Origin of the sequence: Achromobacter sp. (genome assembly GCF_050285585.1) — a bacterium.
Lineage (GTDB): Bacteria > Pseudomonadota > Gammaproteobacteria > Burkholderiales > Burkholderiaceae_B > Achromobacter.
This window is the reverse complement of the sequence record NZ_JBLZXF010000005.1, coordinates 195,429-221,617: the sequence shown is the minus strand read 5'-3', so window position 1 is coordinate 221,617 and position 26,189 is coordinate 195,429. Positions and strand designations below refer to the sequence as shown.

Genomic DNA, 26,189 nt, shown 5'->3' with positions numbered 1-26,189 from the left:
GCGCCAAACAAAAAGCCCGCCGGATAAGGCGGGCTTTTTTCATGCCGGGACGCGGATCACGCGGTCTCGGCAGTTTCTTGCTCGGTGGCCACGGCGTTCGCATTGGCGTGGCGGTTGACGGCGCTCAGGACCGCCTGGAACGAGGCGGTCACGATGTCGCGGTCGATGCCCACGCCGAAGCCCGTGCTCGAATCGCCCACGCGCAGTTCCACATAGGACGCGGCGCGGGTGTCGGTGCCGGTGCCGATGGCATGCTCGTGGTAGTCCATGATGCGCACGGGCACGTCCAGCGCGGCCACGAAGGCGGAGATCGCGCCGTCGCCCTTGCCGGTCACGATGCGGCGTTCGCCGTTGTATTCAAGTTCGGCCTCGATGCTGAAATGCTGCCCTTCGCCGGCGGCCGGATTGCCGTCGATGCGATGGCGCACGAGCTTCCACGGGGCCTTCTGTTCGAGGTATTCGCGATTGAAGATCGTGTGCACGTCGTCGGCGGTGACTTCGCGGCCGGTCTCATCGGTAACGCGCTGGATGGCGCGGCTGAATTCGATCTGCAGGCGGCGCGGCAACACCAGGCCATGTTCCTGTTCGAGCAGGTACGACACGCCGCCCTTGCCCGACTGGCTGTTCACGCGGATCACGGCGTCGTAGCTGCGGCCGAGATCGGCGGGGTCGATCGGGAGATACGGCACTTCCCAGACGGCATCGGCCTTCTGCTGCGCGAAGCCCTTCTTGATGGCGTCCTGGTGCGAGCCCGAGAACGCGGTGAAGACCAGGTCGCCGGCGTAGGGATGGCGCGGGTGCACGGGCAACTGGTTGCAGTATTCGGCGCAGCGGCGCACTTCGTCGATGTCCGAGAAGTCCAGGCCGGGGTGCACGCCTTGCGTGTAGAGATTCAGCGCCAGCGTGACGAGATCGACGTTGCCGGTGCGTTCGCCGCTGCCGAAGAGGCAGCCTTCGATGCGGTCGGCGCCCGCCATGACGGCGAACTCGGCGGCGGCCACGGCGGTGCCGCGGTCGTTATGCGGGTGCACGCTGAGCACGATGCTGTCGCGGCGCGCCAGGTTCTTGTGCATCCATTCGATCTGGTCCGCGTACATGTTCGGGGTGGTGGCCTCGATCGTGGCGGGCAGGTTCAGCACCATCTTGCATTCCGGCGTGGGCTGCCATACGTCGGCCACGGCGTTGGAGACTTCCAGCGCGAATTCGGGCTCGGTCGTGCTGAAGACCTCGGGCGAGTACTGGTAGCGCCACTGGGTTTCCGGATGCTGGGCCATGTACTGCTTCACGAGGCGGGTGCCGGTCGTGGCGATGTTCTTGATTTCGTCCTTGCTCATGTTGAACACGACCTTGCGGAACGCCGGCGCGCAGGCGTTGTACAAGTGGACGATGGCCTGCTTGGCGCCCGCGGCGGATTCGACCGTGCGGCTGATCAGGTCTTCGCGCGACTGCGTCAGCACGATGATGGTGACGTCGTCGGGGATGCGCTTTTCGTCGATGAGCTTGCGGACGAAGTCGAAGTCGGTCTGCGAGGCGGACGGGAAGCCGACTTCGATTTCCTTGAAGCCGATCTTCACCAGCTGTTCGAAGAAGCGGAGTTTGCGCTCGACGCTCATCGGCTCGATCAGGGACTGGTTGCCGTCGCGCAGGTCCGTGCTCATCCAGATCGGCGCTTGGGTGATGCGGCGGCTGGGCCAGGTGCGTTCGGAGAAGTCGCGGGCAAACGGTACGAAGGGGACGTATTTGGCGGCGGGGTTGGCAAGCATCATGACTACACCTCGATCGGTTTCTTTTGAATCCCGGGAGTACTGCTCTCGGCGGCATCGCGACCGGATGGCGGTCTTGTGCCGGGGGTTGCCGGAGTGTGTCGAAATCGACCGGCAGGATTCAGAGATAAAAGGGAAAAATCGCGTGTGGCAAGCGTGGCTGCCGAGCTACCACGGGGACACTAGGCCCGGCAACCGATCGGTAGGTATAGCGATAGCGCGATGGAGGAGATGCGAGCGCGCAGGCCGGCAACCGGAGCGGCGGAGCGTCCGGTGGCAATCGCGAGGGGGGTGCGGTAAGCGGCCATAGGTTGCTAGTCAACCATACTTTTCGGAGGAGTGCAAATGGAAACGTTCAAAAAAACGGGGGGCGGAACGCCCCGCCGCCATTTCCGGCGCCCTGCCTACTGCGTCTGCATGTGTCCGCTTTTCACGACTTTGCCGAGACGCTCACGTTCGCTAGCGGCGAATTCGGCGAAGCTGGCGCGCGAACCGCCGCCGGGTTCGATGCTGCTTTGGCGCAACGCGTCCTGCACTTCCCGCGTTTGCAGGGAGGCATCGACCGCGGCATTCATCTTGTCCAGAACGTCGGCGGGCGTACCCGTCGGCGCGAACAGACCGGCCCAGTGGCCGATGCGGATCGAGGGAAAGCCGGCTTCCGAGGTGGTGGGGATGTCCGGCGCGCTCGCCATGCGCTTGTCCCAAGTGGTGGCGAGCGCCTTCAGCTTGCCGCTCTGGATCAGCGGCAGGGTCACGATGCTGGCCTCGGACGTGGCGTCGACCTGATTGCCGATCACGGCGGTCACGCCTTCCGAGCCGCTCTTGTAGGCGATGGGTTCGATCGGCAGGCCCGTGGCCTCTTTCATCATCTCGGCCACGAAATGCGGCGTGCTGCCGTTGCCGGCGGTGGAGAACGTGATGCGGTCCGTCTTGGACTGCCTGGCGCGCGCGACGAAGTCCTTCAGGTCCTTGGCCGGATTGGAGGGATTGGCCACGATGACGGACGGCGTGATCGACAGCAGCGCCACGGGGGTGAGCGCTTCGTCCTTGTAGGGCTGGTCCGAGCGGATCAGGCTGTTCGTGACGGTGCCGTTGCTGCCGACCAGATAGGTGTAGCCGTCCGCGGCGCTGCGCGCGACATGCGCGGCGCCCACGATGCCGCCGGCTCCGGGGCGGTTTTCGACGATGACGGGCTGGTTCAGGGCCGAGCCCACCGCCTTCGCGATGATCCTGGCGACCAGGTCGTTGGCGCCGCCCGCGGTGAATGGGGCGACGAAGGTGATGGGTTTGTCAGGCCAGGCCGCCAGGGCGGGGGTGGCGGCGAATGCGGCCGAGCAGGCCAGCAGCAGGCCGGCGGCATAGCGGACGGGGGTACGGGACATGAATGCGACTCCAGGGGGCTGGCTGCGCATCCGGCTGTTCCGGTTGCCGGTAGAGTTGTCGTGCCTGCTGCGCGGCCGGCGGTTGTGCGAGCCTGGAGCTGCCAGTATAGGGACGCTGGCTGGCAGGGGACTGAAACGAACAGGCCGCCCCGGGGGCGGCCTGCGATGGGAGCCGGGCGGGCCTAGCGGGCCGGGCCGATGCGCGGTTCGATGTAGTGGTCGCCGCGGGTTTCGCCGCGGACGGCAATCTCGGGGCTGCGGCGCCCGTCGTCGCGGGGATCGCGGCCGGGTTGGCTGTCGGCCCCTTCCAGGATCCGCGCCTGGTCGGCCACCATCGCGATCTTGCCGATGCGGTTGTGGCGGATTTCAGACAGGGAACGGCGCAGGTCGCCCACCGTGAAGGGTTCTTGCCGGTCGCCCCAGGTCCAGCGCAGCACGCCCAGGGACGCTTCCGACAGGTTCGGGGCCAGGTCGGCCAGCACGTCCGTGCCCACCGGCGTGGCGCTGCCCGAGGCCAGGCTGGCGGCCAGCCAGGCGCGGACGGTGAAGAACACGATCAGGGACCAGATGGCGGCGACGGCCCACCAGAGATACGGATTGACCTTCTGCACCATGTCCACGGTGGGCTGGCCCAGGGAATGCAGGAAGTCGTAGTTCATGGTGCGGCCGAAATCCAGTATCCAGCGGGCAACCAGGTACCAGATCACAAGGGCGACGGCGATGACGATCGCACGCACAATGAGTCGGGGAAGCGCCAGTTTGAGCAGGGTCTGGCCGATCAGGCGGCAGTCCTGGCGGACGCTTGCGGGCGAAGTCAGATTCATCATGCAAAATATTGTACCTATGACCCGTCCAATTTTAGAACTGCGACCTGGTCAGCATCTGACGCTGACGCCACAGTTGCAGCAATCGATCCGATTGTTGCAGTTGTCCACGCTCGAACTCGAAGCCGAGATTTCGCAGGTGCTTGCCGAGAACCCATTGCTCGAACGGGACGACGAACCGCAGTCGACCGAAACGCAGGCCGATTCCGAGCGCGAATCCTCCGTGCAGGACGACGAGCCTCCGGTCGAGCGCGAGACGCCGGCCGAGGAAATGCCCGGGTCCGGCGGCGTCTATCCGGACGAAGACTCCTTCCTGCCCGAAGCGGCCCGGCCGGACACGCTGCGCGAACATCTGTTGGGCCAACTGGTGCTGACGCGGGCGGAGCCCCGCGACGTTGCGCTGGCGGGGCTGTTGATCGACGAACTCGACGAGAACGGCTACCTCGGATCGCCGCTAGAAGAAATCCTGGGGTGGCTGCCGCCCGAAATGGAGCCGGACCTGGACGAACTGAAGGCGGCCCTTTCGCTGCTGCAGTCGTTCGATCCGGCCGGCATCGGCGCCCGCGACATGGCGGAGTGCCTGCTGTTGCAACTGCGCAACCCCGACCTGGCGCGCCTGCCCGAGGCGGCAGACGGCGCCGTGCTGGCCTGTGCGCGCCGGATCTGCGCCGAGCACCTGGCCCTGTTGGCCACCGGCAACACCGCGAAGCTGTGCGCCGCGGTGGGCTGCGACGAGCCCACCTTCCGGGCGGCCCACGCCCTGATCCTGCGGCTGGAGCCCCGGCCCGGGCGCGCCTGGACCGTGCCCGCTGCCGACTACGCGGTGCCCGACGTCATCGTGCGCAAGACCCGGCGCGGCTGGCAGGCCACGCTGAACAGCGCGGCCGTGCCCAGGCTGCAGATCAACGGGTTGTATGCCCAGATGCTGGGCAACCAGAAGGAGTCCGCGCACGCGGGCCTGCAATCGCAACTGCAGCAGGCCCGATGGATGATCCGCAACGTGGAGCAGCGTTTCGACACCATCCTGAGAGTGGCCCAGGCCATCGTGGAGCATCAGACCGCCTTCTTCAGCCAGGGGCCCGCCGCCATGCGGCCGCTCATCCTGAAGGACATAGCAGGCGAGCTGGGCTTGCACGAATCCACGATTTCGCGCGCTACAACGCAGAAGTACATGCTCACTCCGTTCGGCACGCTGGAGCTCAAGCGCTTCTTCGGCACGGGCGTGTCGACGGAAGGCGGGGACGCGACTTCCGCCACGGCGGTGCAGACTTTCATCCGGCAAATGGTGGCGGAGGAGAACCGCGCCAAGCCCCTGTCCGACAGCCAGATCACCCAAAAACTGGCCGATCAGGGGATAGTCATCGCCCGCCGGACGGTGGCAAAGTACCGCGAAGCGCTGCGTATCGCCCCGGCGGCACTGCGCAAGGCGCAGGCTGGCGCCCGTTGAAATAAGGGACGGACGGATTCAAATTCGTCCCTTATTTCAAGGACTTGCGTGACATTCCGGTTGCAAATTTATTTGACACAAGGGCTTGCCAGTTATTGAATAATTTTCGATAATTATTCTCATGTACATTTGCGTATGTAATGCCATCACCGAACGCCAAGTCCGCGCCAGCGTGGACGGTGGCGCGACGACGCTTTCCGACCTGCAGTTCGAGCTGGGCGTGGCCACGTGCTGCGGCTGCTGCGCGGCGACCGCCGCCGAATACCTGCCGGGCGGCCGCTGCTCCAGCGTGTGCGACGTGCGCTCAATTGCCGTTCCGGTCAATCCGCCGGCCACCCTGGTCGAATCGGGCGCGCCTGCTGCCAACAGCAGCTTCCCGATTCCGCTCGTCGCCACGGCCTGAGCGATTGGCCCCCCTGCCGGCTCGCTGCCTGTCACGCGGCGAGCCGAGTCGTTTCCTTCTCGCAAAAATCCCGGATAGTCATCGCCAGCCGGCGCACCGGTTCGCGCACCGGCTCGACCACGCATAGCGCGAGCTCGGTCGGCGGCACCGCGGGCAGCGCCGCATCGACGATCCGGTGGCCCGAGCCGATGCACCGCCGTTCCAGCAGCGCCACCCCCAATCCTCCCGCCAACGCCGCCTGCAGACCCAGCAGATTCGGGCTTTCGTACGCAATGCGCCAGTGCCGGCCGGCGGCTTCGAGGGCGTGGATCGCCCGGTTGCGGTAAATGCAGCCTTGGGGAAAGGCCACCAACGGCACGGGTTCGGCGCCGGCCAGATCCAGAGAGGGGCTGCTGATCCAGTGCAGATTTTCGCGCCAGGTCGCCAGCGCGCCGCCGCCGCCTGGTTCCCGCTTGATGAGCGCAACGTCCAGGTCGCCCCGCTCAAGGCCGCGCGCGAGCGAGGCGGTCAGGTCGCAGCGCACCGACAGCCGCACGTCCGGGCGGGACAGGGCGAACTGCGATACCACCGCGGTCAGGGTGTCCGCGGCGAAATCGTCCGGGATGCCCAGCCGTATCACGTCTACGCGCTTGCGTCCGCTGACCGCTTCCCGCACCTCCGTCGACAGCGCCAGCATCCGCCGGGCGTAGCCCAGCAAGCGCTCGCCGTCCTCGGTCAGCAAGACCTGGCGGCCCTCGCGGATGAACAGCGCGCAGTCCAGCGACGCTTCCAGTTTGCGGATCTGCTGGCTGACGGTGGACTGGCTGCGGTGGACCCGTTCGCCGGCTGCCGTGAAGCCGCCGGCATCCACCACCGATACGAAACTATGGAGAAGATCCAGATCGAGCATCGGGCCCCCTAAAGCATTTGATTTTCAAATACTGTCGATCCGAATAAAGAGTTTGTCAATGGATCCGAGCCCGCGCAGAATCGCTTCATCCGCCGTGCTTGCGGCTCACGCATCCTCCTGGATCCCTCATGAAGGCCTCCTCCACCCTGTCCTCCGGCGCCCTGCCCGCTGGCGCTGCGCCCGGCATCAGCTGGGTCCCGATCGCGGCGTTCTGCCTGCTCTGGAGCTCGGCGTTCGCGGCGGCGAAGATCGCGGTGCGGGACTGCCCGCCCCTGACCTTGCTGACCATCCGTTTCCTGGTCGCCGGCGCGCTGATGCTGGGCCTGGCGGCGGCGAGCGGCCGCTGGAAGCTGCCCGCGGGGCGGGACCTGGCGGCGCTGGCGCTCCTGGGCGTGCTGAACAACAGCCTGTACCTGGGTCTGAGCTGGTCGGGCATGACCACCGTTTCGTCGGCGTTCACGGCCGTGTTGATCAGCACCAATCCGTTGCTCATCGGCGTACTGGCGGGCCCCGTGCTGGGCGAGCGGTTGGGGTGGCGCAAGCTGGCCGGCCTGTGCCTGGGATTGGCGGGCGTGGCCTTGGTGCTGCGTTCACGCTTGTCCGGCATGCAGGAAGACCTGCATGGCACGATGCTCGTCACCGGAGGCCTGGTGGCGCTGGTGGCGGGCACGCTGCTCTACAAGCGCCTGAAGCCGGCCTCGGGCCTGTGGACCTCGACGGGCATACAGTCGCTGGCCGGCGCGGCGGCGTTGCTGCCCTTCGCGCTGGCGAACGAGAGCATCGGCGATGCGCGCATGACGGCCAGCCTGTTCTGGAGCATGGCCTACATGATCGTCGCCGTGTCGATGGGCGGCTACTACCTGTGGTTCATGATCCTGGGGCGGGCCAGCGCCACGTCGGCAAGCGCGCTGCATTTCCTGATGCCGCCGCTGGGGCTGCTGTTCGGGTGGCTGGTGTTGAGCGAGCCGGTGTCGTGGCTGGACCTGCTTGGCATCGTGCCCATCGCGTTCGGCATCTGGCTTGCGACGCGGCGCAGCCCCTGAACGCATGGGCGCGGGCTGCGGCGGGGTTGCCGATATGCAACGAGCGGCTCCGCGCGGTTCTTCCTTCCGTTCGGCGAGACAAGGGGCCGGCTCCCCGTCCGGCGTCACGGCATTGAGTGACGGATTCGGCAGATCCGCATGCGGATAAGTCGCATGGATGCTGTCTTGCGCAGGCAAGGCATCGCGCACGCATACTCATTCTCATTAGCCTATCGCTTCCTTCTAGCGGTCCTAAAGCGGTTTACCAAATGCCGCGCAAGGCTAGGCGCGGGCCCGCGCCAGATGGTAGTCTGCCGGGGTTGCGTACGCGCGGCATCGTGCGCTCCTTTGTCGCGATGCACTCGCGTCGCGCCTGACTGCAAGGAGTCCATCATGAAAGGCGACAAAACCGTCATCCAGTTTCTGAACAAGCAACTGACCAACGAGCTGACGGCCATCAACCAGTACTTCCTGCATGCGCGCATGTTGAACCATTGGGGCTTCGACAAGCTGGGCAAGCACGAGTACGAAGAATCCATTGGCGAAATGAAGCATGCCGATCGCCTGATCGAACGCATCTTCATGCTGGACGGCCTGCCCAACCTGCAGGATCTGCACAAGCTGCTGATCGGCGAAGACGTGCCGGAACTGCTGGCCTGCGACCTGAAGCTCGAACAAGGCGCCCAGGCCACCGTCAAGGAAGCGATCGCGCACTGTGAATCGGTCCGGGATTACGTGTCGCGTGATCTGTTCCAGGACATCCTGGACGACACCGAAGAGCACATCGACTACCTGGAAACGCAGATCGAGCTGATCGACAAGGTCGGCCTCCAGAATTATCTGCAAAGCCAGATGTCCGTGCCGGAATGATTGCCGCGCGGCAATGAGAATGGCGCCCCGCGGGGCGCCATTTTTTATGGGGCGAGCAGTCGGCCTGGCGGTCGGGCGCCTACGGCCGGGCCGGGCATTCGGCCATGGTGCCCCAGGCGCGATTGGGGCCGCAATACTTGTTCCGGGCCGCCCAGGAGCAGGACGGCCGCTCGAAGAAGCCCTGCGTGGCGCAGTGCGCGAGTTCACGCTTGAGCGCGTCCTGCCAGCCCAGCGCGCCGGGCGCCTGCGCGGTGTTCGGGGGCGGCGGGGGCGCCTGCACCATCTGCGGCGTGCCATAGCCGCCGGCCTGGGCCTGGCCGCCGTTGACCGCGGCCGAAGTGCCGGGGGCCTGCAAGTCCAGCGTGCTGACGTCCGACGGGCCCGAGGGCAGCGGCACGTGCGAGGCCGCGGCGATCTCGCGGGCCTGCTCCGGGCTGATGCGTTCGCGAGAGATCTTCACGGAGGGGTCGCTCACGCTGTCGAACAGGGATACGGTGTTGACCTGCCATTCCCGGTCGGCCGGCTTGTCGGGCACGCCCAGCGTGCCGTCGATGCGGGGCTGGGGAGGCTGCGCCACGTAGGGGCGGCCGTTGGCGTCCAGGACGGGCTGCTGTGAAGCCGCCGTGTCCTGGCCGGGAGCGGGCGCGGCGGTTGGCGCATGCGCCACCAGCCAGTCACCCAGTTGAATGCCGCCCCAGGCGGACGCGCCAAGCGCGACCAGGAGCGTTGCGAATAAGAAACGCCAAGACATTGCTACCCTCATCTGCCGTGCGGAACCCCAACGGGTCTACGCTTTGTCTCCGAAAACCTTGCCGCCGTGCTCCCGCATGGCGTGGAATTTCACATCGGGATACAGTTCTTCAGCAACGCGCAATTGCGCGGGAGAACCGATCAAAAACGCCGCCGCATCCACAACATCATAGGCGATATGGGCTGCATTGGCATCCATGAACTTGCGCAGCGCCTTGGGGTTTTCAGACGTAATCCAACGTGCCATTGTGTAGCGGGAAGGCAGCATCCGGGCGTCCACGCCATACTCCGTCTTCAGACGGTGCGCGACCACTTCGAACTGCAGCTGGCCGACCGCGCCGAGCAGCAGGGAACCGCCGGCGGCCTCGGGGCGGAAGACCTGGATGGCCCCCTCCTCGCCCAGCTGGGTCAGGCCCGTGCGCAGCTGCTTCGTGCGCAGCGGGTCCTTGACTTCCACCGCCTGGAACAGCTCGGGGGCGAAGAACGGCAGGCCCGTGAATTGCAGCGTCTCGCCTTCGGTCAGCACGTCGCCCAGTTGCAGCACGCCGTGGTTGGGGATGCCGATCACGTCGCCCGCATAGGCCTCGTCCAGCAGCTCGCGGCGCTGCGACAGGAACGACACCACGTTGTTGGGGCGCATTTCCTTGTTGGTGCGGGCGACCTTCAGGCGCATGCCGCGCTCGAAGCGGCCGGAGCTGACGCGCACGAAAGCGACGCGGTCGCGGTGCGCCGGGTCCATGTTGGCCTGCACCTTGAACACCACGCCGGTGAACTTCGGCTCTTCGGGCTGCACCTCGCGCTGCAGCGCCACGCGCGGGCCGGGGCGCGGAGCCTGTTCCACCAGCGCGTCCAGGACTTCCTGCACGCCGAAGTTGTTGATGGCGGAGCCGAAGAACACGGGGGTCTGCTTGCCGGCCAGGAACTGTTCGCGGTCGAAGGCGGGCGCGGCTTCATTGATGAGCTCGATCTCGCTGCTGGCCTGTTCGAACGCTGCGCCGAAGCGCCGGGCGATTTCGGGGTTGGCCAGGCCTTCGATGAAATCGTCGCTGTCCGAGCGGCGCTCCTGCCCGGGGCGGAACACGCGCATGCGATCGCGGCGGATGTCGAACACGCCGCCGAACGCCTTGCCCATTCCGACCGGCCAAGAGAACGGCACCGCGTCCATGCCCAGGTGGCCTTCGATTTCGGACAGCAGGTCCAGGGGCTCGCGCACTTCGCGGTCCATCTTGTTGATGAACGTAATGATGGGCGTGTTGCGCGCGCGGCAGACCTGCAGCAGGCGGATGGTCTGCGGCTCCACGCCGTTGGCGGCGTCGATCACCATCAGGGCGGCGTCCACTGCGGTCAGCACGCGGTAGGTATCTTCGGAGAAGTCCTGGTGGCCCGGGGTATCCAGCAGATTGATGACGCAATCGCGGTATTCCATCTGCATCACGGAGGACGCCACGGAAATGCCGCGCTGCTTCTCGATCTCCATCCAGTCGGACGATGCGTGGCGCGATGCCTTGCGAGCCTTGACGCTGCCGGCGATCTGGATCGCGCCTGCGAACAGCAGCAGTTTTTCGGTCAGCGTGGTCTTGCCCGCGTCCGGGTGGGAAATGATGGCGAACGTACGGCGCCGCGCAACTTCTTGGGTGATGTTCATGATCGGAGGATTTTACTTAACGCCGTTTCTTCGCCCGGCGTGGTCCGGTATCGGGCACGAAAGCGCGCGGGGCATGCGCCGTCGCCGGCGCATGCCCCGCGCATGGGGTTCAGGAATGGCGGCGGAACGACGCCAGGAACACGCCCGCCAGGATGAACAGGGAACCGAAGGTCCGGTTCATCCAGCGGATGTGTTTCGCGTCGCGCAGCATGCGCAGCACGCGCGCCGCCAGCAGCGTGTAGACGCCCATGGCCACCAGGTCGGTGAACGCCAGCGTGCCCGCCAGTGCCGCGTATTGCGGGGTCAGCGGCAGCGCGGTGTCCACGAACTGCGGCACCACGGCCAGCAGGAACACCGTGCCCTTGGGATTCATGGTGTTGATCAGGAAGCCGCGCAGCACCAGCTCGCGGATCGACGCGCGCTTGGGATCGCCGGAATCGACCGTGACCGGGGCCGCGTCCGTGCGGATCTGGCGTACGCCCAGGTAGATCAGGTAGGCCACGCCAAGGTACTTGACCACATTGAAGGCCATTTCCGAGGTGGCCAGCACGGCGCCCAGGCCCACGGCCACGACGACGAACTGGAACAGGATACCCATGATCAGGCCGGCCGTGTTCCAGTAGCCGCGCGAGAACCCGTACTTCAGCCCGGAAGACATGGCCGAAATCGCTCCCGCGCCAGGCGAGAACGAAATGGCCCAGGAGGCCAGGAAAAACGTCAACCAGGTGGATAAGGGCATGGTGCGGGTCCGTGGGTCGCGGTTCTGGGGTTGCCGGTGGATATTACTTGCTCAACAGCGCCGCGCGCGGGCCGCCGGCCGGGCGCCCCTGAGCCGGGCGCCCCTGTGCCGGGCGCCCCTGAGCCGGGCGCCCGGAGCCGGCATTGCCGGCGGGGCGGGCGGCGCCTTCCGGATGGCGATGGTTCTGCTGGGGCCGGCTCTCGTTGCGGCCGGCGTGGGCCGGGCGGTCGGCGGGCCTGCCGTCGCGCGGGCCATGGCTGGCGCGGCCTTCGCCGGAACGGGCCGGGGCCTGCGCACGGCCGCCGGCCGCGGCGCGGGGCTGGCCCTGTGCCGGGCGCCCCTCAGCCGGGCGCGAACGGCCGGCATTGGCGTTGCCGCCGCGGCCGTTGCGGTTGCCGCCGCGCGGGCTGCGGTTGTCTTCTTCGCGCTCCTGGCGCTCGAATGCCGCGGCGCTGGTGGCGGGCGGCGTCCAGCCTTCCACGGGCTTGCGCTCGATGGTCTTCTTGATCAGGCGCTCGATGTCCTTGAGCAGCTTGATTTCGCTGTTGTCGACCAGCGAAACCGCGGCGCCGGTGGCGCCCGCGCGGCCCGTGCGGCCGATGCGGTGCACGTAATCCTCGGGCACATTGGGCAGTTCGAAGTTCACCACCTGGGGCAGTTGGTCGATGTCCAGGCCGCGGGCGGCGATGTCGGTCGCGACCAGCACCGCCACGGAGCTGTCCTTGAAGCCGGCCAGCGCGCGGGTGCGCGCCGATTGGCTCTTGTTGCCGTGGATGGCGGCGGCGGTCAGGCCGTCCTTGACCAGCTTTTCGGCCAGACGGTTGGCGCCGTGCTTGGTGCGCGTGAACACCAGCACCTGGTGCCAGCCGCTTTCCCGGATGATGTGGCTGAGGAGATCGCGCTTGTGGTGCTGCTCTACCATGTGCACCGTCTGGGTGACGAGCTCGGTGGCGGTGTTGCGCGGGGTGACGGACACCTCGCCGGGATTGTTCAGCACGCCGCGCGCCAGGGTGCGGATATCGTCGGAGAAGGTGGCCGAGAACAGCAGGTTCTGGCGCTGCCTGGGCAGCAGCGCAAGGATCTTGCGGATGTCGCGGATGAAGCCCATGTCCAGCATGCGGTCGGCTTCGTCCAGCACCAGGATCTCGACGCCGGACAGGTCGATCGTCTTCTGGCCGCAGTGGTCCAGCAGGCGGCCGGGGGTCGCGACCAGGATGTCCAGCGGCTTGCGCAGCGCGGAAATCTGGGGGTTGATGTTGACGCCGCCGAACATCACCATGGACGTCAGCGAGGTGTACTTGCCGTAGGTCTGCACCGATTCCGCGACCTGCGCGGTCAGTTCGCGCGTCGGGGTCAGGATCAGGCAGCGCGGGCGCCCGGGCTTTCTTTGCTCGGGCTTTTTCTGCATCAGCAGGTGCAGAATGGGCAGCGTGAAGCCGGCGGTTTTGCCAGTGCCGGTCTGGGCGGCGGCGAGCAGATCACCGCCTTTCAGGACCTGGGGAATGGCCTGGGCCTGAATGGGGGTGGGCGCGGTGTAGCCGGTGTCGGCGATGGCACGCAACAGGGAATCGGCCAGCCCGAGGTCGGCGAAAGGGGAAGAGGTAGTCAAGACAACTCCAACGGCAGCCCGTCGCTCAAGTTGAGAGACTCCAATCCAGGCGGACGAACAAGGAGAAAGGGAAGCGCCCTGATGGGCGAAGCTTGGCAGCGAAGGGCCTAGCGGACGTGTGCAGATTGGCAAAACACACGCAGGGATTGTAGCTGATGTGGCGCCGCAACACCGGCGCAAGCCCGGCGTTAGGTATCACCAGGTAACAAATTGCAGTGCCTTTGCACCAAATAAGTGTTTTCCCTAAGCATCACTCCCTATAATCCGTCCGCTTTCATCCATTTGAAGAATAAAGGATCGCTATGAAGAAATCGGCAGTAGTGGGCGTCGTCGTCGCGCTGGGCGCGGTCTGGACCGGCACGGCCTGGTACACGGGCCAGAAGGCCGAGGCCTTCGTCAAGCAGTCGATCGACCAGGCCAATGCCGAGCTCCAGAAGTTCGGCGAGCAATGGGGCGTGACCGCCGTGGTCGAGCTGATGTCGTTCGAGCGCGGCGTATTTTCTTCCACCGAGCGCTATCGCGTGAAGTTGACCGAGCCGGCCGCCGAAGGCAAGCCGGCCCAGGAACACGCCTTCCAGTTCGTCGAATACCTGGACCACGGCCCCTTCCCGCTGTCGAAACTGAAGTCGGGTTCCTTCGCGCCGGCCATGGTGGCCAGCCGCTTCCAGCTGGAAGAGACGCCCACCGTGAAGGAATGGTTTGCCGCGACCAAGGGCACGGTTCCCCTGTCGGGCGCATATAGCGTCAGCTACGCGAAGAACGTCTCGGGCAATTTCGATATGGCTCCCGTGGAGTTCGCCAAGGACGACACCAGCCTGGCGTTCTCCGGCATGAAGGGCGACGTCACCTACGCCACCGGCAGCAAGCGCGGCACGGTCTCGCTGCTGGCCGACAGCCTGGTGATGAAGAGTCCGGCGTCCGAAGATAACGACATCGTCGGCATGGCCATGCAGGGCCTGAGCCTGACCAGCGACATGACGCCTGCCAAGAACGACATGTACGTGGGCAGCCAGAAGCTGGGCCTGAAGAACTGGACGATCACCTCCAAGGAGAAGCCGCCCGTCCAGTTGAAGGATACGGTCATCGCCGTCGACATGACGGAAGCCGATACGACCATGGGCGCCAAGATGGCCGTCGATTTCGGCATGATCAACATCCAGGACAAGGACATGGCCGGCCTGAAGCTGGTCGTCGACGCGAAGAGCCTGGACGCGAAGGCGTTCAAGGCCCTGAACGATGTCTACGAGGCCGCCTCGCGCCGCATGCTGCAGAGCAAGGTCGAAGAGCAGGCCCCGGAATTCACGGACGAAGAGAAGCAGGCGCTCAAGACCAATGTCGAACTGCTGCTGGCCGGCAACCCGACGCTGTCGGTATCGCCGCTGGAAGTGCGCACCGCCAACGGCACCTCGACGTTCAACCTGGACCTGGACCTGACCAAGCCGGCCTCGATGGACGGCGAGTTCGCCGATACGGTGAAGGAAGTCATCCGCAAGCTGAACGCCAAGCTGGTGCTCTCCAAGGGCAACCTGGGCGACCTGATGGCCATCGAACCTCAGGTGCGCGGCGTGCCGGCTGAACAGGCCGTGCAGACCGCCAAGGGCCAGGCCGAGATGGTGGGCACCATGGCTACGGCGATGGGCCTGGCCAAGGTGGAGAACGACAACATCGTGACCTACCTGAACTACGCCGACGGCCAGGTGGATTTCAACGGCAAGAAGATGCCGGTTGAGCAGTTCCTGATGATGGTCCTGAGCGGGGCCATGGGCGGCGCGCGCTAAGCGCCGGCCGCCGCCGCAACGACTGCCGCCGCAGCCTCAGGGCGCGGCGGCTTTTTTTTTTAACCGGTGCACGGGTGGCGGCGTCCGATCGCCCCTTCCCCGGCAACATCGCGCGTCATCCCCGACATGGCTTTCCGGTTCCTTCCCTTCCGCCCATTCGCCGTCCTGGTTCTTGCGCTGTGGACATCCTGGTGTTCCGCAAGAACGCTCGCATTGACCTTCGACGACGGCTTCAACCCGGGCAAGCAGCCCGAGGCCGTCCAATGGAATGCGCAAATGCTGGAGGCCTTGCGCGACCATGGCATCAAGGCGGCCCTGTTTCCTTCGCTGGCGCGGATGGAGGGCGCCGGCGGGATGGCGCTGGCGGCCGCGTGGGCCCGGGCGGGGCACCTGATCGGCAACCACACGGCCAGCCATCGCAGCCTTGCCGATCCGAAGGTATCGCTGGACTGGTTCATCGCCGACGTGCAGGCGGCGGACGCGGCGGCCAAGAACCTGGCCGGTTTTGTGCCGATGCTCAGGTTTCCCTACCTGAAGGAAGGCGATACCCCGGCCAAGCGCGATGGCATGCGCGACTGGATGGCCAGGAATAACTACAGAAGCGCGCCGGTATCCATCGACGCCAGCGACTGGTACTACAACATCGTCTATGCGGCGCACCTCAAGGCGGGCGACGCCGGCAAGGCCGCGCGCCTGAAGCAGGCCTATCTCCGCCATCTGCTGGACCGCGCGCAATACTACGATGGCCTGGCGCGCGAAGTCCTGGGCAGAAGCCCGGTCCACGTGATGCTGCTCCATACCAATCAGATCAACGCCGCGGCGCTGCCTGACGTGATCGAGGCGCTGACGGCGCATGGGTGGAACATCGCGTCGGCAGGCAGCGCGTTTCAGGATCCGTTGTATGCGCAAGCGCCCGGCACGCTTCCCGCCGGAGAGAGCGTGATTTGGGCGCATGCGAAGGCGCTCGGCGTTGCGGGCCTGCGCTATCCCGCGGAAGATGCCGCGTATGAAGAGCCGCTGCTGCGGGACGCCGGCTTGCTGCCTTAGCGCCGCCGGGCAGCCGGGTTCGCGCGGAACGAGCCGCGCCGCGCACGCTCAGGCGGGCAAGGCGCCGGCCGCCAGCTCTCCTTGGCGCAGCACCGCGACGTGGAAGCGCTTGTCGGCGGCCTTGAGAATATCCTCGGTGGGGTCGCCCCGCACCAGCAGCAGATCGGCCATGTTGCCGTCGGCGATGACGCCGTGGCGGTCCAGCCCCATCAGGTCGTGGCCGCGCGACGTGCCCGCGATCAGCGCGTCCACGGGCGTCATGCCGAACTCCACCATGTAGGCCAGCTCCATGGCGTTTTCGCCATGCAGGTTGAAGGGCGTTCCGGCATCGGTGCCCATGGCGATGCGTCCGCCCGCCTTGTAGTACATCTGGAACGATTCGCGGTGGCGTTGTTCCACCGCGCGCGCCTTCTCCACCGCATAGGCGGGGATGCCGTTGTCGGCGTTGGCGATGATGTTGCGCACCGCCGCGATGGTGGGCACCAGGTAGGTTTCGGCCTCCAGCATTTCGCGCAGGCAGTCGTCGTCCATGAAGATGCCATGCTCGATCGAGTCGATGCCGGCGCGCACCGCGTTCAGAATGCCCAGCGTGCCCTGCGCGTGGCTGGCCGTGCTCTTGCGGAAGCGCTTGGCTTCGTGCACGCCCGCTTTCATTTCCTCCGCGCTGTAGTGCGCGTCCATGGGGCTGACCCCCGGCGTCATGACGCCGCCCGTGGCCATGATCTTCACCAGGTCGCAACCGGCGTGGACCTGCTCGCGCACGGCCTTGATGACGTCCTCGCAGCCGTCCGCGACGCGGCCGATGCGGTTGCCGTGGCCGCCCGTCATGCAGATGATGCGGCCCGACGCCCGGATGGTCGGCCCGGGGAACACGCCGCGCGCGATCGCGTCGCGCACGCCGAATTCCAGGTAGTCCTTGCCGCCGCAGTCGCGCACCGCGGTGACGCCGCCGCGCAGGCTGGCCTGCGCGTTCTCAAGCGCCGTCAGCGTGATCTGCGCCGGGCCCTGCTTGCTCAGCTGCGCGTTGGGATCCGCGCCGCCGGTGTAGACCAGGTGGACGTGGCAGTCCGCCAGGCTGGGCATCAGGGTCATGCCCTCGGTGCGCACCGTTGCGCCGGCGTAGCCGGAGAATTCGCCGGCCGGGGCCACCCGCGCCACGCGCTGGCCCTCGACCAGCACGCCGTGCCCGGGCAATAGCCCGCCCTTTCCGTCGAAAACCTGGCCGCCGATGAAAAGGGTCTGTCGTGTTGCCGTCATGTTTCGCTCCGGATGGTGCCTGGCGCCAGGGGGGCCTACCCCGCCACCACGTCCAGCCCTTCGCGGGACATGGATTGCAGGCGGGGCATCAGGCCAAGCAGGTGTTGGCTGTAGGGATGCTGGGGACGTTCGAACAGATCTTCCGTTTCCGCGACCTCGAGCAACTCGCCGTAGCGCATCACGCCTACGCGGTCGCACATCTGGCGGATGACGGGCAGGTCGTGGCTGATGAACAGCATGGTCAGCCCGAGCTCCTCCTGCAGGTCTTTCAGCAGATTCAGGATCTGCGCCTGGATCGAGACGTCCAGCGCGGACGTGGGCTCGTCGCAGATCAGGAAGCGGGGGCGCGTGGCCAGGGCCCGCGCGATGCAGATGCGCTGGCGCTGGCCGCCCGAGAATTCGTGGGGGAAACGCTCGGCCGCGCGGTCGCCCAGGCCCACCACGTCGAGCAGGTCCGCCACGATGCGGCGCGCCTCGGCCTCGCTGGTGGCCAGCTTATGGAAGCGGATGGGCTCGGCCACGATGTCCAGCACGCGCATGCGCGGGTTGAGCGAGGAGAACGGGTCCTGGAAGATCATCTGGATCTGCCGCCGGAACGGGTTCAGCTGCTTCTCGCCCTTGAGCGCGGTGAGATCGACGCCGCCGAAGTTGACCGAGCCTTCGCTGGGGGTGTAGAGGCCCGAGATCAGCCGCGCCACGGTGGATTTGCCGGAACCGGATTCGCCCACCAGGCCGAAGACCTCGCCTTCGCCGATCGAGAAGTTGACGCGCTTGACCGCGTCCAGCGTGCGCTGGTTGCGCTTGAGCAGCGCGCTCTTCAGGACGAAGCGCATGCTCAGGTCGCGCACCTGCACCAGCGGGCCGTCCGTGCGCGTGCCGAAGTCGCGCCGCTGCCCCAGCCAGTGAGTGGCGAGATCCAGCGGCTGGGCCGGCGTCTTCACGTCCTCGATGTAGGTTACGAGCGGAAAGCGCTTGAGCTTGATGTCGGGGCGGGGCACGGCCGAAATGAGGCTGCGCGTGTAGGGATGGTCGGGGTCGCCCAGGATCTTGGCGGTGGGCCCCTGCTCGACCAGCTTGCCGTGGTACAGCACCGCCACGCGGTCCGTCACGTCGGCGATCACGCCCATGTCGTGCGTGATGATGATCATGCCCACCTGCTCTTCGCGGCACAGCTTCTTCAGCAGGTCCAGGATCTGCGCCTGGATCGAGACGTCCAGCGCGGTGGTGGGTTCGTCGGCGATGATGACCTCGGGTTCGCAGCACAACGCCAGCGCGATCACCACGCGTTGCCGCATGCCGCCGGAGAACTGGTGCGGGTACTGCTTGACGCGCAGTTCCGGCTTGTCGATGCCGACCTGCGTCAGCAGCTGAACGGCGCGCTTCTGCGCTTGCGCGTGAGACAGGTTCAGGTGCACCTGCATGGTCTCTACCAGCTGGCTTTCCACCGTCTGCAGCGGATCGAGCGAGGTCAGCGGATCCTGGAAGATCATGCCGATGCGGCGGCCGCGCACGCGGCGCTTCTGCGCCGGGTTCAGGGTGTCGATGCGTTCGCCGTTCAGCAGCACCGCGCCGCCGGCCAGGCGGCCGGGCGCTTCCAGCAGCCCGATCACCGCGTTGCCGATGGTGGACTTGCCCGCGCCGGATTCGCCGACCACGCCCAGGATTTCGCCTTTTTCCAGGGACAGCGATACGCCGTCCACCGCCACCAGCGTGCCGCGGCGGCTGGGAAATTCGATACGGATGTCTTCGATGTTCAACAGGGCCATGGCATCCTCAGCGCAGCTTGGGGTTGAGCGCGTCGCGCAGCCAGTCGCCCAGCAGGTTGACCGACAGCACCAGCGCCACCAGCGCGATGCCGGGGAAGATGGAGATCCACCACATGCCGGAGAAGAGATAGCTGTTGCCGATGCGGATCAGCGTTCCCAGCGACGGCGCGGTGGGCGGCACGCCCACGCCCAGGAAAGAGAGCGTGGCTTCGGTGATGATCGCGATCGCCAGGTGGATGGTGGCGATGACCAGCACCGGGCCCATCACGTTGGGCAGGATGTGCCGGCGCAGGATGGTGATGGGGCCGATGCCGATGAGGCGGGCCGCCTGCACGTATTCCTTGTTGCGTTCGACCAGCGTGGAGCCGCGCACGGTGCGCGCGTACTGCACCCACCCCGAGATGCCGATGGCGAAGATGAGAACGTAAAGCGCCAGCTTGTCGTGCATGTCGCGCGGCAGCAGGCCGCGCGCCACGCCGTCGATCAGCAGCGCCACCAGGATGGCGGGAAACGACAGCTGCACGTCCGCGATGCGCATGATGAAGCTGTCCACGCGGCCGCCCGCGTAGCCGCTGATGAGGCCCAGGGTCACGCCCAGCACCATGGAGAACAGCACGGAGGCGAAGCCCACCAGCAAGGATACGCGCGAGCCATACAGCACGGCCGACAGAATGTCGCGGCCCTGGTCGTCGGTGCCCAGCAGGAAGTCGGGGCTGCCGCCCTCTTCCCAGGACGGCGGGGTATTGGCGTCCATGATGCTGAGCGACGCCAGGTCGAAGGGATTGTGCGGGGCGACGATAGGCGCGAACAGCGCGCCCAGCAGGATGGCGAGCGTGACGACCGCGGCGATGATGGCGCCGGGCGACCGCTTGAAGCTGTGCCAGAGGTCGCTGTCGGCCGCGCGGGAGAAGAAGGGAGCGATGCGAGCAATCATGAGATTTCCTTTTTTACCGCCGGGCCGTCCCAAGGTAAAAAGCCCCCCCTTGGGGGGCAGCAAGCCGAAGGCGCGGCGCGGGGGGCTTTTTTCCCCGCCGGGCCGTCCCAAGGTAAAAAGCCCCCCCTTGGGGGGCAGCAAGCCGAAGGCGCGACGTGGGGGTGGTTTTTCATTTGCTCTGCACGCGCAGACGCGGGTCCACGGCGAAATACAGCAGGTCGACGATCAGGTTGATGACCACGAACATGAAGGCGATCAGCACCAGGTAGGCCGCCATCACGGGAATGTCCACCATGCTGATGGCCTGGATGAAGAGCAGGCCCATGCCCGGCCACTGGAACACGGTTTCGGTGATGATGGCGAAGGCGATGATGGAGCCCAGTTGCAGGCCGGTGATCGTGATGACCGGCACCATCGTGTTCTTCAGCGCATGGCGGAAATTGATCAACCGCTCCGGCAGGCCGCGGGCCCGGGCGAACTTGATGAAATCGGCGCGCAGCACTTCCAGCATCTCGGCGCGGACCAGCCGCATGATCAAGGTCATCTGGAACAGCGCCAGCGTGATGGCGGGCATGATCAGCGCCAGCCAGCCGGACTTGGTCAGGAAGCCGGTCGTCCACCATCCCAGGCTTACTACGTCGCCGCGGCCGAAGCTGGGCAGCCAGCGTAGCTGCACCCCGAAGAACAGGATGAGCAGTATGCCGATCAGGAAGGTGGGCAGCGATATGCCGGCCAGGGAAATCGCCATGAAGGCCTTGGACAGCACGCCGTGGCGCTTGAGCGCCGTGTAGATGCCCATCGGTATGCCGAGCACCAGCGCCATCACCGCGGAAACGAAGGACAGTTCCAGCGTGGCAGGCATGCGCTCTTCGAGCAGCTCGCTGACGGGACGGCGGTGGCGGTACGAAATGCCGAAGTCTCCGCGCACGGCGTCGGCGATGAAATGCGCGTACTGCACGACGAAGGGGTCGTCCAGGCCGAGCTGTTCGCGCAGTTGCGCGCGTTGTTCAGGAGTCGTGTCCTGGCCGACCATGCTGGCGATCGGGTCGCCCACGTAGCGGAACATGGCGAACGCGATCAGCGCCACCGTCAACATCACCAGCACCGACTGGATGAGTCGTTGCGCAATAAAGGAAAGCATTATCGGGAGCCCTCTTGTTCATTTGACGCCGGGCCGCGTTCCCCGCGGATGGCGGGAACCGGGGCTGGGCCGGGCGCGCCCGGGCGGCTGGGCCGCCCGGGGTTCGCGTCGCCGGATTACGGCAGGACGACGTCGCGCAGGTCCAGCACGTCGTCGGCGCGCTGGATGACCTGGATGTTATCCTTTACACCCCAGGACATGGGCTGCTGGTGCAGCGGCAGGTAGCCGTAGTCGCTGCGCACGATGCCGAAGGCTTCCTTGATCATCGCGTTGCGCTTGGCCTGGTCGGTTTCGACGCCGATCTTGTCGGTGAGCTCGTCGACCTTCTTGTTGCAGTAGCCCCCCAGGTTGAACTGCCCGGCGGCCGTCTTGGCGTTGCGGCAGGAAGTGAGGTTCAGCAGCGTGTTGTGCGCGTCGGTCGAGCTGGGCGTCCAGCCCAGCATGTACATGCTGGTCTGGTTGCCTGCCTGCAGGAGAATCTTGCCGAAGTATTTCGACTTGGTCTGCGCCAGCAGGTTGATCTTGATGCCCACGCGCGCCAGCATGCCCGCGACAGCCTGGCAGACCTTCTCGTCATTGACGTAGCGGTCGTTCGGGCAGTCCATGGTGACCGTGAACCCCTTCGGGTAGCCCGCCTCGGCCAGCAGCTTCTTGGCGCGTTCGGGATCCGGCTTGTACGGCGTGCCGAAGGAATCGTCATAGCCGTTGATGGAGGTGGCGATGAGCGAGCCCAGCGGCTTGGCCGCGCCGCGCATGATCTTCTCGTTGATGGCCTTGGTGTCCACGGCCAGCACGACCGCTTCGCGCACCTTGGGATCCTTGAAGGGGTTCTTGCCCTTCACGTCCGAGAACAGCAGCTCGTCGCGGTCCTGGTCCATGCCGATGAAGATGGCGCGCGCCTCGGGCGCGGTCAGCGGCTTCACGCCCTTGGCGTCTTCCAGACGTTTCCAGTCTTGCACGGGCACGGGCTGCACCAGGTCCATTTCGCCGGAGATCAGCGCGGCGACGCGGGTGGCTTCCTGCGTGATCGGCTGGAAGATGACCTCGTCCACGTTGGTCTTGATGTTCTTGTTCCAGTAGCCGTCGAAGCGCTTGAGGACCGTCTTCACGTCGGGCTGGCGTTCGGCCAGCATGAACGGGCCGGTGCCGTTGGCGTGCAGGTTGGCGTAGTTGCCCTGGTTGTCGCCCTTGACGTTGGTGGCCTCGGTGGTCTTGTTCTTCTCCGACCACGACTTGCTCATGATGTACAGGAACACCCATTCGCGCGGCAGGATGGGATTGGGCGTGGGGGTCGTGACTTCGATGGTGTAGTCGTCGACCTTCTTGATGTCCGACGCCTTGGCGCCGTAGCCCTTCATGTCGGAGCCCGGCGTCAGGCTGCGCTTCCAGGAGAAGATGACGTCGTCCGCCGTGAAGGGCGAGCCGTCATGGAACTTCACGCCCTTGCGCAGCTTGAACACCCACTTGGTGGGTTCGGGGTTTTCCCAGCTTTCCGCCAGCAGCGGGGTCAGCTTCAGGTTGCCGTCGTAGCCGGCCAGCGTCTCGTAGATGTTGCCCTGGAAGCCCAGCGTGAACGTTTCGTTCAGGGCCATGGGATCCATGGACGTGGCGTCGCCTTGGTACGACCAATGGAAAGTCTTGGCGGCCGCGCCGGCGCTGAACGCCAGCGATGCCGCGACGGCCGCAGCCAGCGCCGCTTGCTTCAGGTGGGGAAAAGTACGCATAGCCCTCATGCTCCGTGTAGTGCGCGGGTAGCGCGACAGAAGTGATAGGGCCCCGGCCCCGTCCAGGGCAGGGGCATGGCGTTGCTGCTTACGACGAAAGGCGGAGTGGGGTCGAGCGGAGCGCGGCGCGAACCGCGCGCGGGCCGGTGATGGCGCTGCCTGGAATCACTGCGTAGGACTTCGACTTCACGATCGACCCAACCCCTTGTGACCTTGTGACTATCAGGACGGGGACGGACCCGTGCCGATGCAAAACGAATCTTATAGATGCATTCGTTTAAGCGTCAATCGGTTTGGATTGGGGTTAGTACGCGCTTGCGGGCGGCCTTGAATGGTGAGTGCCCCGGCGCCCGCGGGCATTGCGGTCATGCCGCGGGCAGCGGCGCTTCGGCAAGGGTTTTCGCCAATTCGGCCACGACACGCTTGCGGCGGTCGCTGTCTTCGTAGTGCTCGCCCAGGGCCGACCATTCGGGCCGGCTGCGGGCTTCCTTCAGGGCCTCGGGCAGCGGGCCCTTGCGCCAGGCTTCGTCGTCCGGACGGTCCAGTTTCAGGGGTTCGCGCGCGGCGTGGCCGCGGCGTTCCAGGGCCTCGATCAGCTGCCGCTGCCGCAGCGCCAGCAGGCGCAGCACGGCGTCGTCCACGCTGATCTCGCGCCAGCCGCGCAATTTGCCGGCCACGCGCTTGCCCAGCTTTTCGACGCCCTGCCAAAGACCGCCGGCGGCGGCGCCGATCAGCATGCCGGTGCCGAGGCTGAGGCCGGCGCTGAACAGGTCCACCGCGGCGCCCGCCATCGCGCCCGCGGCGGCGCCCATGCCGACCTGCACGCCCATGTCCTTCAGTGCCTGGGGATGGAACAGGTCCATGCCCCAGCGCTCGCCTTGCAGCGGCAGCGCGTCATCGGCGAAATCGGAGCGGCGGAAGTTGTAGAGCGCCAGCAGGGCGTCCACGCAGGTCTGCTCGCGCCGCCGCACCTGTTCGCGCAGCTGGTTCGAGGCGGCCACGAGCGCCGCTTCGTCGCTGGCGCTGGACAGGTGCAGGGCGGCCGCGTCGATCAGCAGGTCGGCCAGCATTTCATAGGCGGAGCCGCGGCGCGCGCGACGCTGGGCCGCGAGGCTGTCGGACAGCCGCGCCAGCGCGGCGGCATGGCGGTCCAGCAGGACGCCGAGCTTGGCGTAGAGCTGCTGCTCGCCGTCCAGGGGCGGTGCGACGGTATCGAACTCCACGACCGCATGCAGCCCCAGGCGGGCCATGGCATCGCGCCATTCATCCGCCCGGTGCGCTGGCGCGTTGACGAAGTTCAGCACCGGCAGCAAGGGGCGGCCGCAGGCGGCCAGGATGGCGAGTTCGTCGCGGTGCTTGCCCAGCACCGGATCGCGCGCATCGATGACGTACAGGGCCGCGTCGCAGTCCAGCATCTTGGCCAGCACCCGGGCTTCCTGCTCGTAGCGGCCATGCGCCTCGGGCGTGTCCAGGAATCGGCGGATGCGAGCGGGGCCGTCGAGGCGTTCGCCGGGGCGGTCCAGCCGTTCCAGGTATTCGAGCAGGGAAATGCTGTCTTCCATGCCCGGCGTGTCGAACCATTCCAGCACCGCGCGCCCCTCAAGCCGAAGGCGCGCGCCTTCGACGTGGCGGGTGGTGCCGGGGCTGTCGGCGACCTCGCCGAAACCGGTATCGCGGGTCAGCGTGCGCAATAGCGACGTTTTGCCGGTATTGGTGTGGCCGACCAGCGCGATCTTGATCAATTCGTCAGGCATGGCCGGACTCCAGCCACGCGAACGGGGGGGCGGGCGCCTGCACGATGGCGTCCGCGGACAGGCCCAGCGCGAGCAGGCGTTCGCGCCACAGCGGCGCGCGGGTGGCGGCATCCGCGCCCGCGAGCGGCGGGATGAGCCAGACGCGGGTCTGCGCCGCGTGGGCAGCGAGTTCGGCGATCAGGGACAGCGTGCCGCGGTCGGGGGTCTGGCGGGCGTCGCAGGCGATCAGGAGGCGGGTGGCGGCGGCCTGCGCCAGCGCGTCCAGCACGCGATTGCGTTCTTCGCGGGTATCCAGGTTGCCGGCCTGCTGCACGGCTTCGGGCACGCCGGGGGGCGGCCACGTCAGGTCTGGCGGCAGTTCCAGGCCCAGCACGACGGGCCGGCCGTCCAGGCCTGCCGGGATCGCCGCGCGCACCCGCGGCTCGTGCAGCGGGCCGACGGGGCGGTCTATGCCGGTGGACAGGGCGGCAGGCTCGAGCCTGTCGCGCAAGGCGGAAAAGCCCGGCAGCGCGGGATCGACGCGCAAGCCGCGCAGCGCGCTGGCCGCGCACAGGGCCGCGGCCAGCAGGCGCGGCAGGATGCCGTACACGACCAGCACGCCGATCAGCCAGATCGACCACTGCACCTGCGCGTCGGCGGACAGGGCCTGCGTGCCGTCGCTGGCGCGGACCACGGCGGCGTCCGGCATGGGAAAGCCCAGGTGGGCGGGAAGCCAGCCCATGGCCTGCGTGAGCGAGACGAAAGTGTCGGGCGCCAGCAAGGTGGTGGCCCAGATGAAGCGGTAGCTGGCGGTGGACAGGACGGCCAGCAAGGCGGCCAGCGCGGCGCACAGGGCCGTCAACCACAGCAGATGGCTGATGGCGCCGAACAGCCCGCGCAAGGCGCCCGCGCGGGCCAGCAGGTTCAGGAATGCCTGCGGGACGAGCGCGCCGTCGGGGCCGCGGGCGAGCTTGCGCGTGGCCCACAGCCAGAGGCGTCCCAGCCCCGTTGCGGCGGAGGCCTTGAAGAGGAAGCTGCCCAGCCACAGCAGGAACGTCAGCGCGTGCAGCCCCAGCAACGCGCCCAGGGCCCACAGGACGTTGACCGGACGCGAGCCGTCGCCTAGCGCGCCCAGGGCGGCGGCGGCGCCGGATATCGCCGCCAGCACGAACAGCACGGCCAGGATGCCCAGCGCGCTGCGCCGCCACGCGTCGACCAGGGGATCCAGCCCCTCGCGCTGCGCGAGCAGTCCGGCACGGGCCAGGATGCGCCCGGGCAGGTCCGCATCCAGCTGGCGAACCCGCCGGACCGCGTCCGCGTCTTCCAGCGGCCCCCAGTGCGCTTCGCGCAGGCGGACGAGTTCCGCCAGCCAATGCGCGCGCAAGCGGCTCGGGTTGGCGGGATCGGCCAAGGGGGCAAGGTCGCGAGAGGTCGGGGACGGCATCGCGTCGGGCAGGGGCGCGGTC

At 66.9% G+C, this 26,189-nt stretch carries 21 protein-coding genes; 6 read left to right on the top strand and 15 right to left on the bottom strand.

Annotated features, from left to right (window positions below):
- Window positions 1-56: 56 nt before the first annotated feature.
- The 3 genes from leuA to ACN6PJ_RS10155 form a co-directional block, all read right to left on the bottom strand.
- Window positions 57-1,766 (bottom strand): 2-isopropylmalate synthase, encoded by a 1,710-nt coding sequence (gene leuA / locus ACN6PJ_RS10165; RefSeq protein WP_427995736.1) that lies wholly within the window; start codon window positions 1,764-1,766, stop codon window positions 57-59.
- Window positions 1,767-2,167: 401 nt separating this feature from the next.
- Entirely contained in the window at window positions 2,168-3,145 is a 978-nt protein-coding gene (locus ACN6PJ_RS10160; RefSeq protein ID WP_427995735.1) for a tripartite tricarboxylate transporter substrate binding protein, read from the bottom strand.
- A gap of 182 nt (window positions 3,146-3,327) precedes the next feature.
- Window positions 3,328-3,972 carry a hypothetical protein gene (locus tag ACN6PJ_RS10155; RefSeq protein ID WP_427995734.1) on the bottom strand — a complete coding sequence of 215 codons (645 nt, stop codon included), beginning with the start codon at window positions 3,970-3,972 and terminating at the stop codon, window positions 3,328-3,330.
- Here ACN6PJ_RS10155 and rpoN point away from each other — a divergent pair.
- Together rpoN and ACN6PJ_RS10145 are read left to right on the top strand one after the other, a co-directional pair.
- Window positions 3,971-5,416: an RNA polymerase factor sigma-54 gene (gene rpoN, locus ACN6PJ_RS10150; protein WP_427995733.1), complete on the top strand. Its 1,446-nt coding sequence runs from the start codon at window positions 3,971-3,973 to the stop codon at window positions 5,414-5,416. The genes ACN6PJ_RS10155 and rpoN overlap by 2 nt on opposite strands.
- A gap of 121 nt (window positions 5,417-5,537) precedes the next feature.
- Window positions 5,538-5,819: a (2Fe-2S)-binding protein gene (locus ACN6PJ_RS10145; RefSeq protein WP_427995732.1), complete on the top strand. Its 282-nt coding sequence runs from the start codon at window positions 5,538-5,540 to the stop codon at window positions 5,817-5,819.
- 31 nt (window positions 5,820-5,850) lie between these two features.
- On the opposite strand, the gene ACN6PJ_RS10140 is transcribed toward ACN6PJ_RS10145, so the two are convergent.
- Window positions 5,851-6,708 carry a LysR substrate-binding domain-containing protein gene (locus tag ACN6PJ_RS10140; protein WP_427995731.1) on the bottom strand — a complete coding sequence of 286 codons (858 nt, stop codon included), beginning with the start codon at window positions 6,706-6,708 and terminating at the stop codon, window positions 5,851-5,853.
- A gap of 128 nt (window positions 6,709-6,836) precedes the next feature.
- On the opposite strand from ACN6PJ_RS10140, the gene ACN6PJ_RS10135 reads away from it, so the two are divergent.
- Window positions 6,837-7,751 (top strand): DMT family transporter, encoded by a 915-nt coding sequence (locus ACN6PJ_RS10135; protein ID WP_427995730.1) that lies wholly within the window; start codon window positions 6,837-6,839, stop codon window positions 7,749-7,751.
- Window positions 7,752-8,123: 372 nt separating this feature from the next.
- Complete coding sequence (gene bfr / locus ACN6PJ_RS10130) at window positions 8,124-8,600, top strand: bacterioferritin (protein ID WP_043541340.1); 477 nt, start codon at window positions 8,124-8,126, stop codon at window positions 8,598-8,600.
- A 79-nt stretch (window positions 8,601-8,679) separates the two neighbouring features.
- Here the strand turns inward: bfr and ACN6PJ_RS10125 are convergent, their stop codons facing one another.
- The 4 genes from ACN6PJ_RS10125 to ACN6PJ_RS10110 form a co-directional block, all read right to left on the bottom strand.
- Window positions 8,680-9,363, bottom strand: coding sequence for a hypothetical protein (locus ACN6PJ_RS10125; RefSeq protein WP_427995729.1), 684 nt, complete (start codon window positions 9,361-9,363; stop codon window positions 8,680-8,682).
- 24 nt (window positions 9,364-9,387) lie between these two features.
- Window positions 9,388-10,995, bottom strand: coding sequence for a peptide chain release factor 3 (locus tag ACN6PJ_RS10120; protein WP_427995728.1), 1,608 nt, complete (start codon window positions 10,993-10,995; stop codon window positions 9,388-9,390).
- 109 nt (window positions 10,996-11,104) lie between these two features.
- Window positions 11,105-11,734 carry a LysE family translocator gene (locus tag ACN6PJ_RS10115; RefSeq protein ID WP_427995727.1) on the bottom strand — a complete coding sequence of 210 codons (630 nt, stop codon included), beginning with the start codon at window positions 11,732-11,734 and terminating at the stop codon, window positions 11,105-11,107.
- Window positions 11,735-11,777: 43 nt separating this feature from the next.
- On the bottom strand, window positions 11,778-13,343 hold the full coding sequence (locus ACN6PJ_RS10110; protein WP_427995726.1) for a DEAD/DEAH box helicase: 1,566 nt from the start codon (window positions 13,341-13,343) through the stop codon (window positions 11,778-11,780).
- Between the two features lie 302 nt (window positions 13,344-13,645).
- On the opposite strand from ACN6PJ_RS10110, the gene ACN6PJ_RS10105 reads away from it, so the two are divergent.
- Window positions 13,646-15,121, top strand: a complete 1,476-nt coding sequence (locus tag ACN6PJ_RS10105) for a YdgA family protein (protein ID WP_427995725.1) — start codon at window positions 13,646-13,648, stop codon at window positions 15,119-15,121.
- A gap of 126 nt (window positions 15,122-15,247) precedes the next feature.
- Window positions 15,248-16,168 carry a polysaccharide deacetylase family protein gene (locus tag ACN6PJ_RS10100; protein WP_427995724.1) on the top strand — a complete coding sequence of 307 codons (921 nt, stop codon included), beginning with the start codon at window positions 15,248-15,250 and terminating at the stop codon, window positions 16,166-16,168.
- 48 nt (window positions 16,169-16,216) lie between these two features.
- Here the strand turns inward: ACN6PJ_RS10100 and ACN6PJ_RS10095 are convergent, their stop codons facing one another.
- From ACN6PJ_RS10095 to ACN6PJ_RS10065, 7 genes are all read right to left on the bottom strand, one after another.
- Window positions 16,217-17,425 carry an amidohydrolase family protein gene (locus tag ACN6PJ_RS10095; protein WP_427995723.1) on the bottom strand — a complete coding sequence of 403 codons (1,209 nt, stop codon included), beginning with the start codon at window positions 17,423-17,425 and terminating at the stop codon, window positions 16,217-16,219.
- 35 nt (window positions 17,426-17,460) lie between these two features.
- Window positions 17,461-19,191 carry a dipeptide ABC transporter ATP-binding protein gene (locus ACN6PJ_RS10090; RefSeq protein ID WP_427995722.1) on the bottom strand — a complete coding sequence of 577 codons (1,731 nt, stop codon included), beginning with the start codon at window positions 19,189-19,191 and terminating at the stop codon, window positions 17,461-17,463.
- A 7-nt stretch (window positions 19,192-19,198) separates the two neighbouring features.
- The gene (locus ACN6PJ_RS10085) at window positions 19,199-20,125 is read right to left on the bottom strand and encodes an ABC transporter permease (RefSeq protein ID WP_427995721.1); all 927 of its coding nucleotides are present in this window, start codon (window positions 20,123-20,125) and stop codon (window positions 19,199-19,201) included.
- A 169-nt stretch (window positions 20,126-20,294) separates the two neighbouring features.
- Window positions 20,295-21,266 carry an ABC transporter permease gene (locus tag ACN6PJ_RS10080; RefSeq protein ID WP_427995720.1) on the bottom strand — a complete coding sequence of 324 codons (972 nt, stop codon included), beginning with the start codon at window positions 21,264-21,266 and terminating at the stop codon, window positions 20,295-20,297.
- Between the two features lie 116 nt (window positions 21,267-21,382).
- Window positions 21,383-22,990: an ABC transporter substrate-binding protein gene (locus tag ACN6PJ_RS10075; protein ID WP_427995719.1), complete on the bottom strand. Its 1,608-nt coding sequence runs from the start codon at window positions 22,988-22,990 to the stop codon at window positions 21,383-21,385.
- Window positions 22,991-23,355: 365 nt separating this feature from the next.
- Entirely contained in the window at window positions 23,356-24,744 is a 1,389-nt protein-coding gene (locus tag ACN6PJ_RS10070) for a GTPase/DUF3482 domain-containing protein (RefSeq protein WP_427995718.1), read from the bottom strand.
- A complete protein-coding gene (locus ACN6PJ_RS10065; RefSeq protein WP_427995717.1) occupies window positions 24,737-26,134 on the bottom strand; it encodes a DUF2868 domain-containing protein in 1,398 nt (465 codons plus the stop codon). The genes ACN6PJ_RS10070 and ACN6PJ_RS10065 overlap by 8 nt, the downstream gene beginning before the upstream one ends.
- Window positions 26,135-26,189 lie beyond the last annotated feature (55 nt).

Coding starts and splice junctions, on each gene's coding strand:
- ACN6PJ_RS10145 (WP_427995732.1), top strand. CDS start 5,538: ATGTACATTTGCGTATGTAATGCCATCACCGAACGCCAAGTCCGCGCC.
- ACN6PJ_RS10085 (WP_427995721.1), bottom strand. CDS start 20,125: ATGATTGCTCGCATCGCTCCCTTCTTCTCCCGCGCGGCCGACAGCGAC.
- rpoN (WP_427995733.1), top strand. CDS start 3,971: ATGCAAAATATTGTACCTATGACCCGTCCAATTTTAGAACTGCGACCT.
- ACN6PJ_RS10070 (WP_427995718.1), bottom strand. CDS start 24,744: ATGCCTGACGAATTGATCAAGATCGCGCTGGTCGGCCACACCAATACC.
- ACN6PJ_RS10125 (WP_427995729.1), bottom strand. CDS start 9,363: ATGAGGGTAGCAATGTCTTGGCGTTTCTTATTCGCAACGCTCCTGGTC.
- ACN6PJ_RS10075 (WP_427995719.1), bottom strand. CDS start 22,990: ATGCGTACTTTTCCCCACCTGAAGCAAGCGGCGCTGGCTGCGGCCGTC.
- ACN6PJ_RS10135 (WP_427995730.1), top strand. CDS start 6,837: ATGAAGGCCTCCTCCACCCTGTCCTCCGGCGCCCTGCCCGCTGGCGCT.
- bfr (WP_043541340.1), top strand. CDS start 8,124: ATGAAAGGCGACAAAACCGTCATCCAGTTTCTGAACAAGCAACTGACC.
- ACN6PJ_RS10080 (WP_427995720.1), bottom strand. CDS start 21,266: ATGCTTTCCTTTATTGCGCAACGACTCATCCAGTCGGTGCTGGTGATG.
- ACN6PJ_RS10120 (WP_427995728.1), bottom strand. CDS start 10,995: ATGAACATCACCCAAGAAGTTGCGCGGCGCCGTACGTTCGCCATCATT.
- ACN6PJ_RS10105 (WP_427995725.1), top strand. CDS start 13,646: ATGAAGAAATCGGCAGTAGTGGGCGTCGTCGTCGCGCTGGGCGCGGTC.
- ACN6PJ_RS10095 (WP_427995723.1), bottom strand. CDS start 17,425: ATGACGGCAACACGACAGACCCTTTTCATCGGCGGCCAGGTTTTCGAC.
- ACN6PJ_RS10100 (WP_427995724.1), top strand. CDS start 15,248: ATGGCTTTCCGGTTCCTTCCCTTCCGCCCATTCGCCGTCCTGGTTCTT.
- ACN6PJ_RS10115 (WP_427995727.1), bottom strand. CDS start 11,734: ATGCCCTTATCCACCTGGTTGACGTTTTTCCTGGCCTCCTGGGCCATT.
- ACN6PJ_RS10160 (WP_427995735.1), bottom strand. CDS start 3,145: ATGTCCCGTACCCCCGTCCGCTATGCCGCCGGCCTGCTGCTGGCCTGC.
- ACN6PJ_RS10090 (WP_427995722.1), bottom strand. CDS start 19,191: ATGGCCCTGTTGAACATCGAAGACATCCGTATCGAATTTCCCAGCCGC.
- ACN6PJ_RS10140 (WP_427995731.1), bottom strand. CDS start 6,708: ATGCTCGATCTGGATCTTCTCCATAGTTTCGTATCGGTGGTGGATGCC.
- ACN6PJ_RS10155 (WP_427995734.1), bottom strand. CDS start 3,972: ATGATGAATCTGACTTCGCCCGCAAGCGTCCGCCAGGACTGCCGCCTG.
- leuA (WP_427995736.1), bottom strand. CDS start 1,766: ATGATGCTTGCCAACCCCGCCGCCAAATACGTCCCCTTCGTACCGTTT.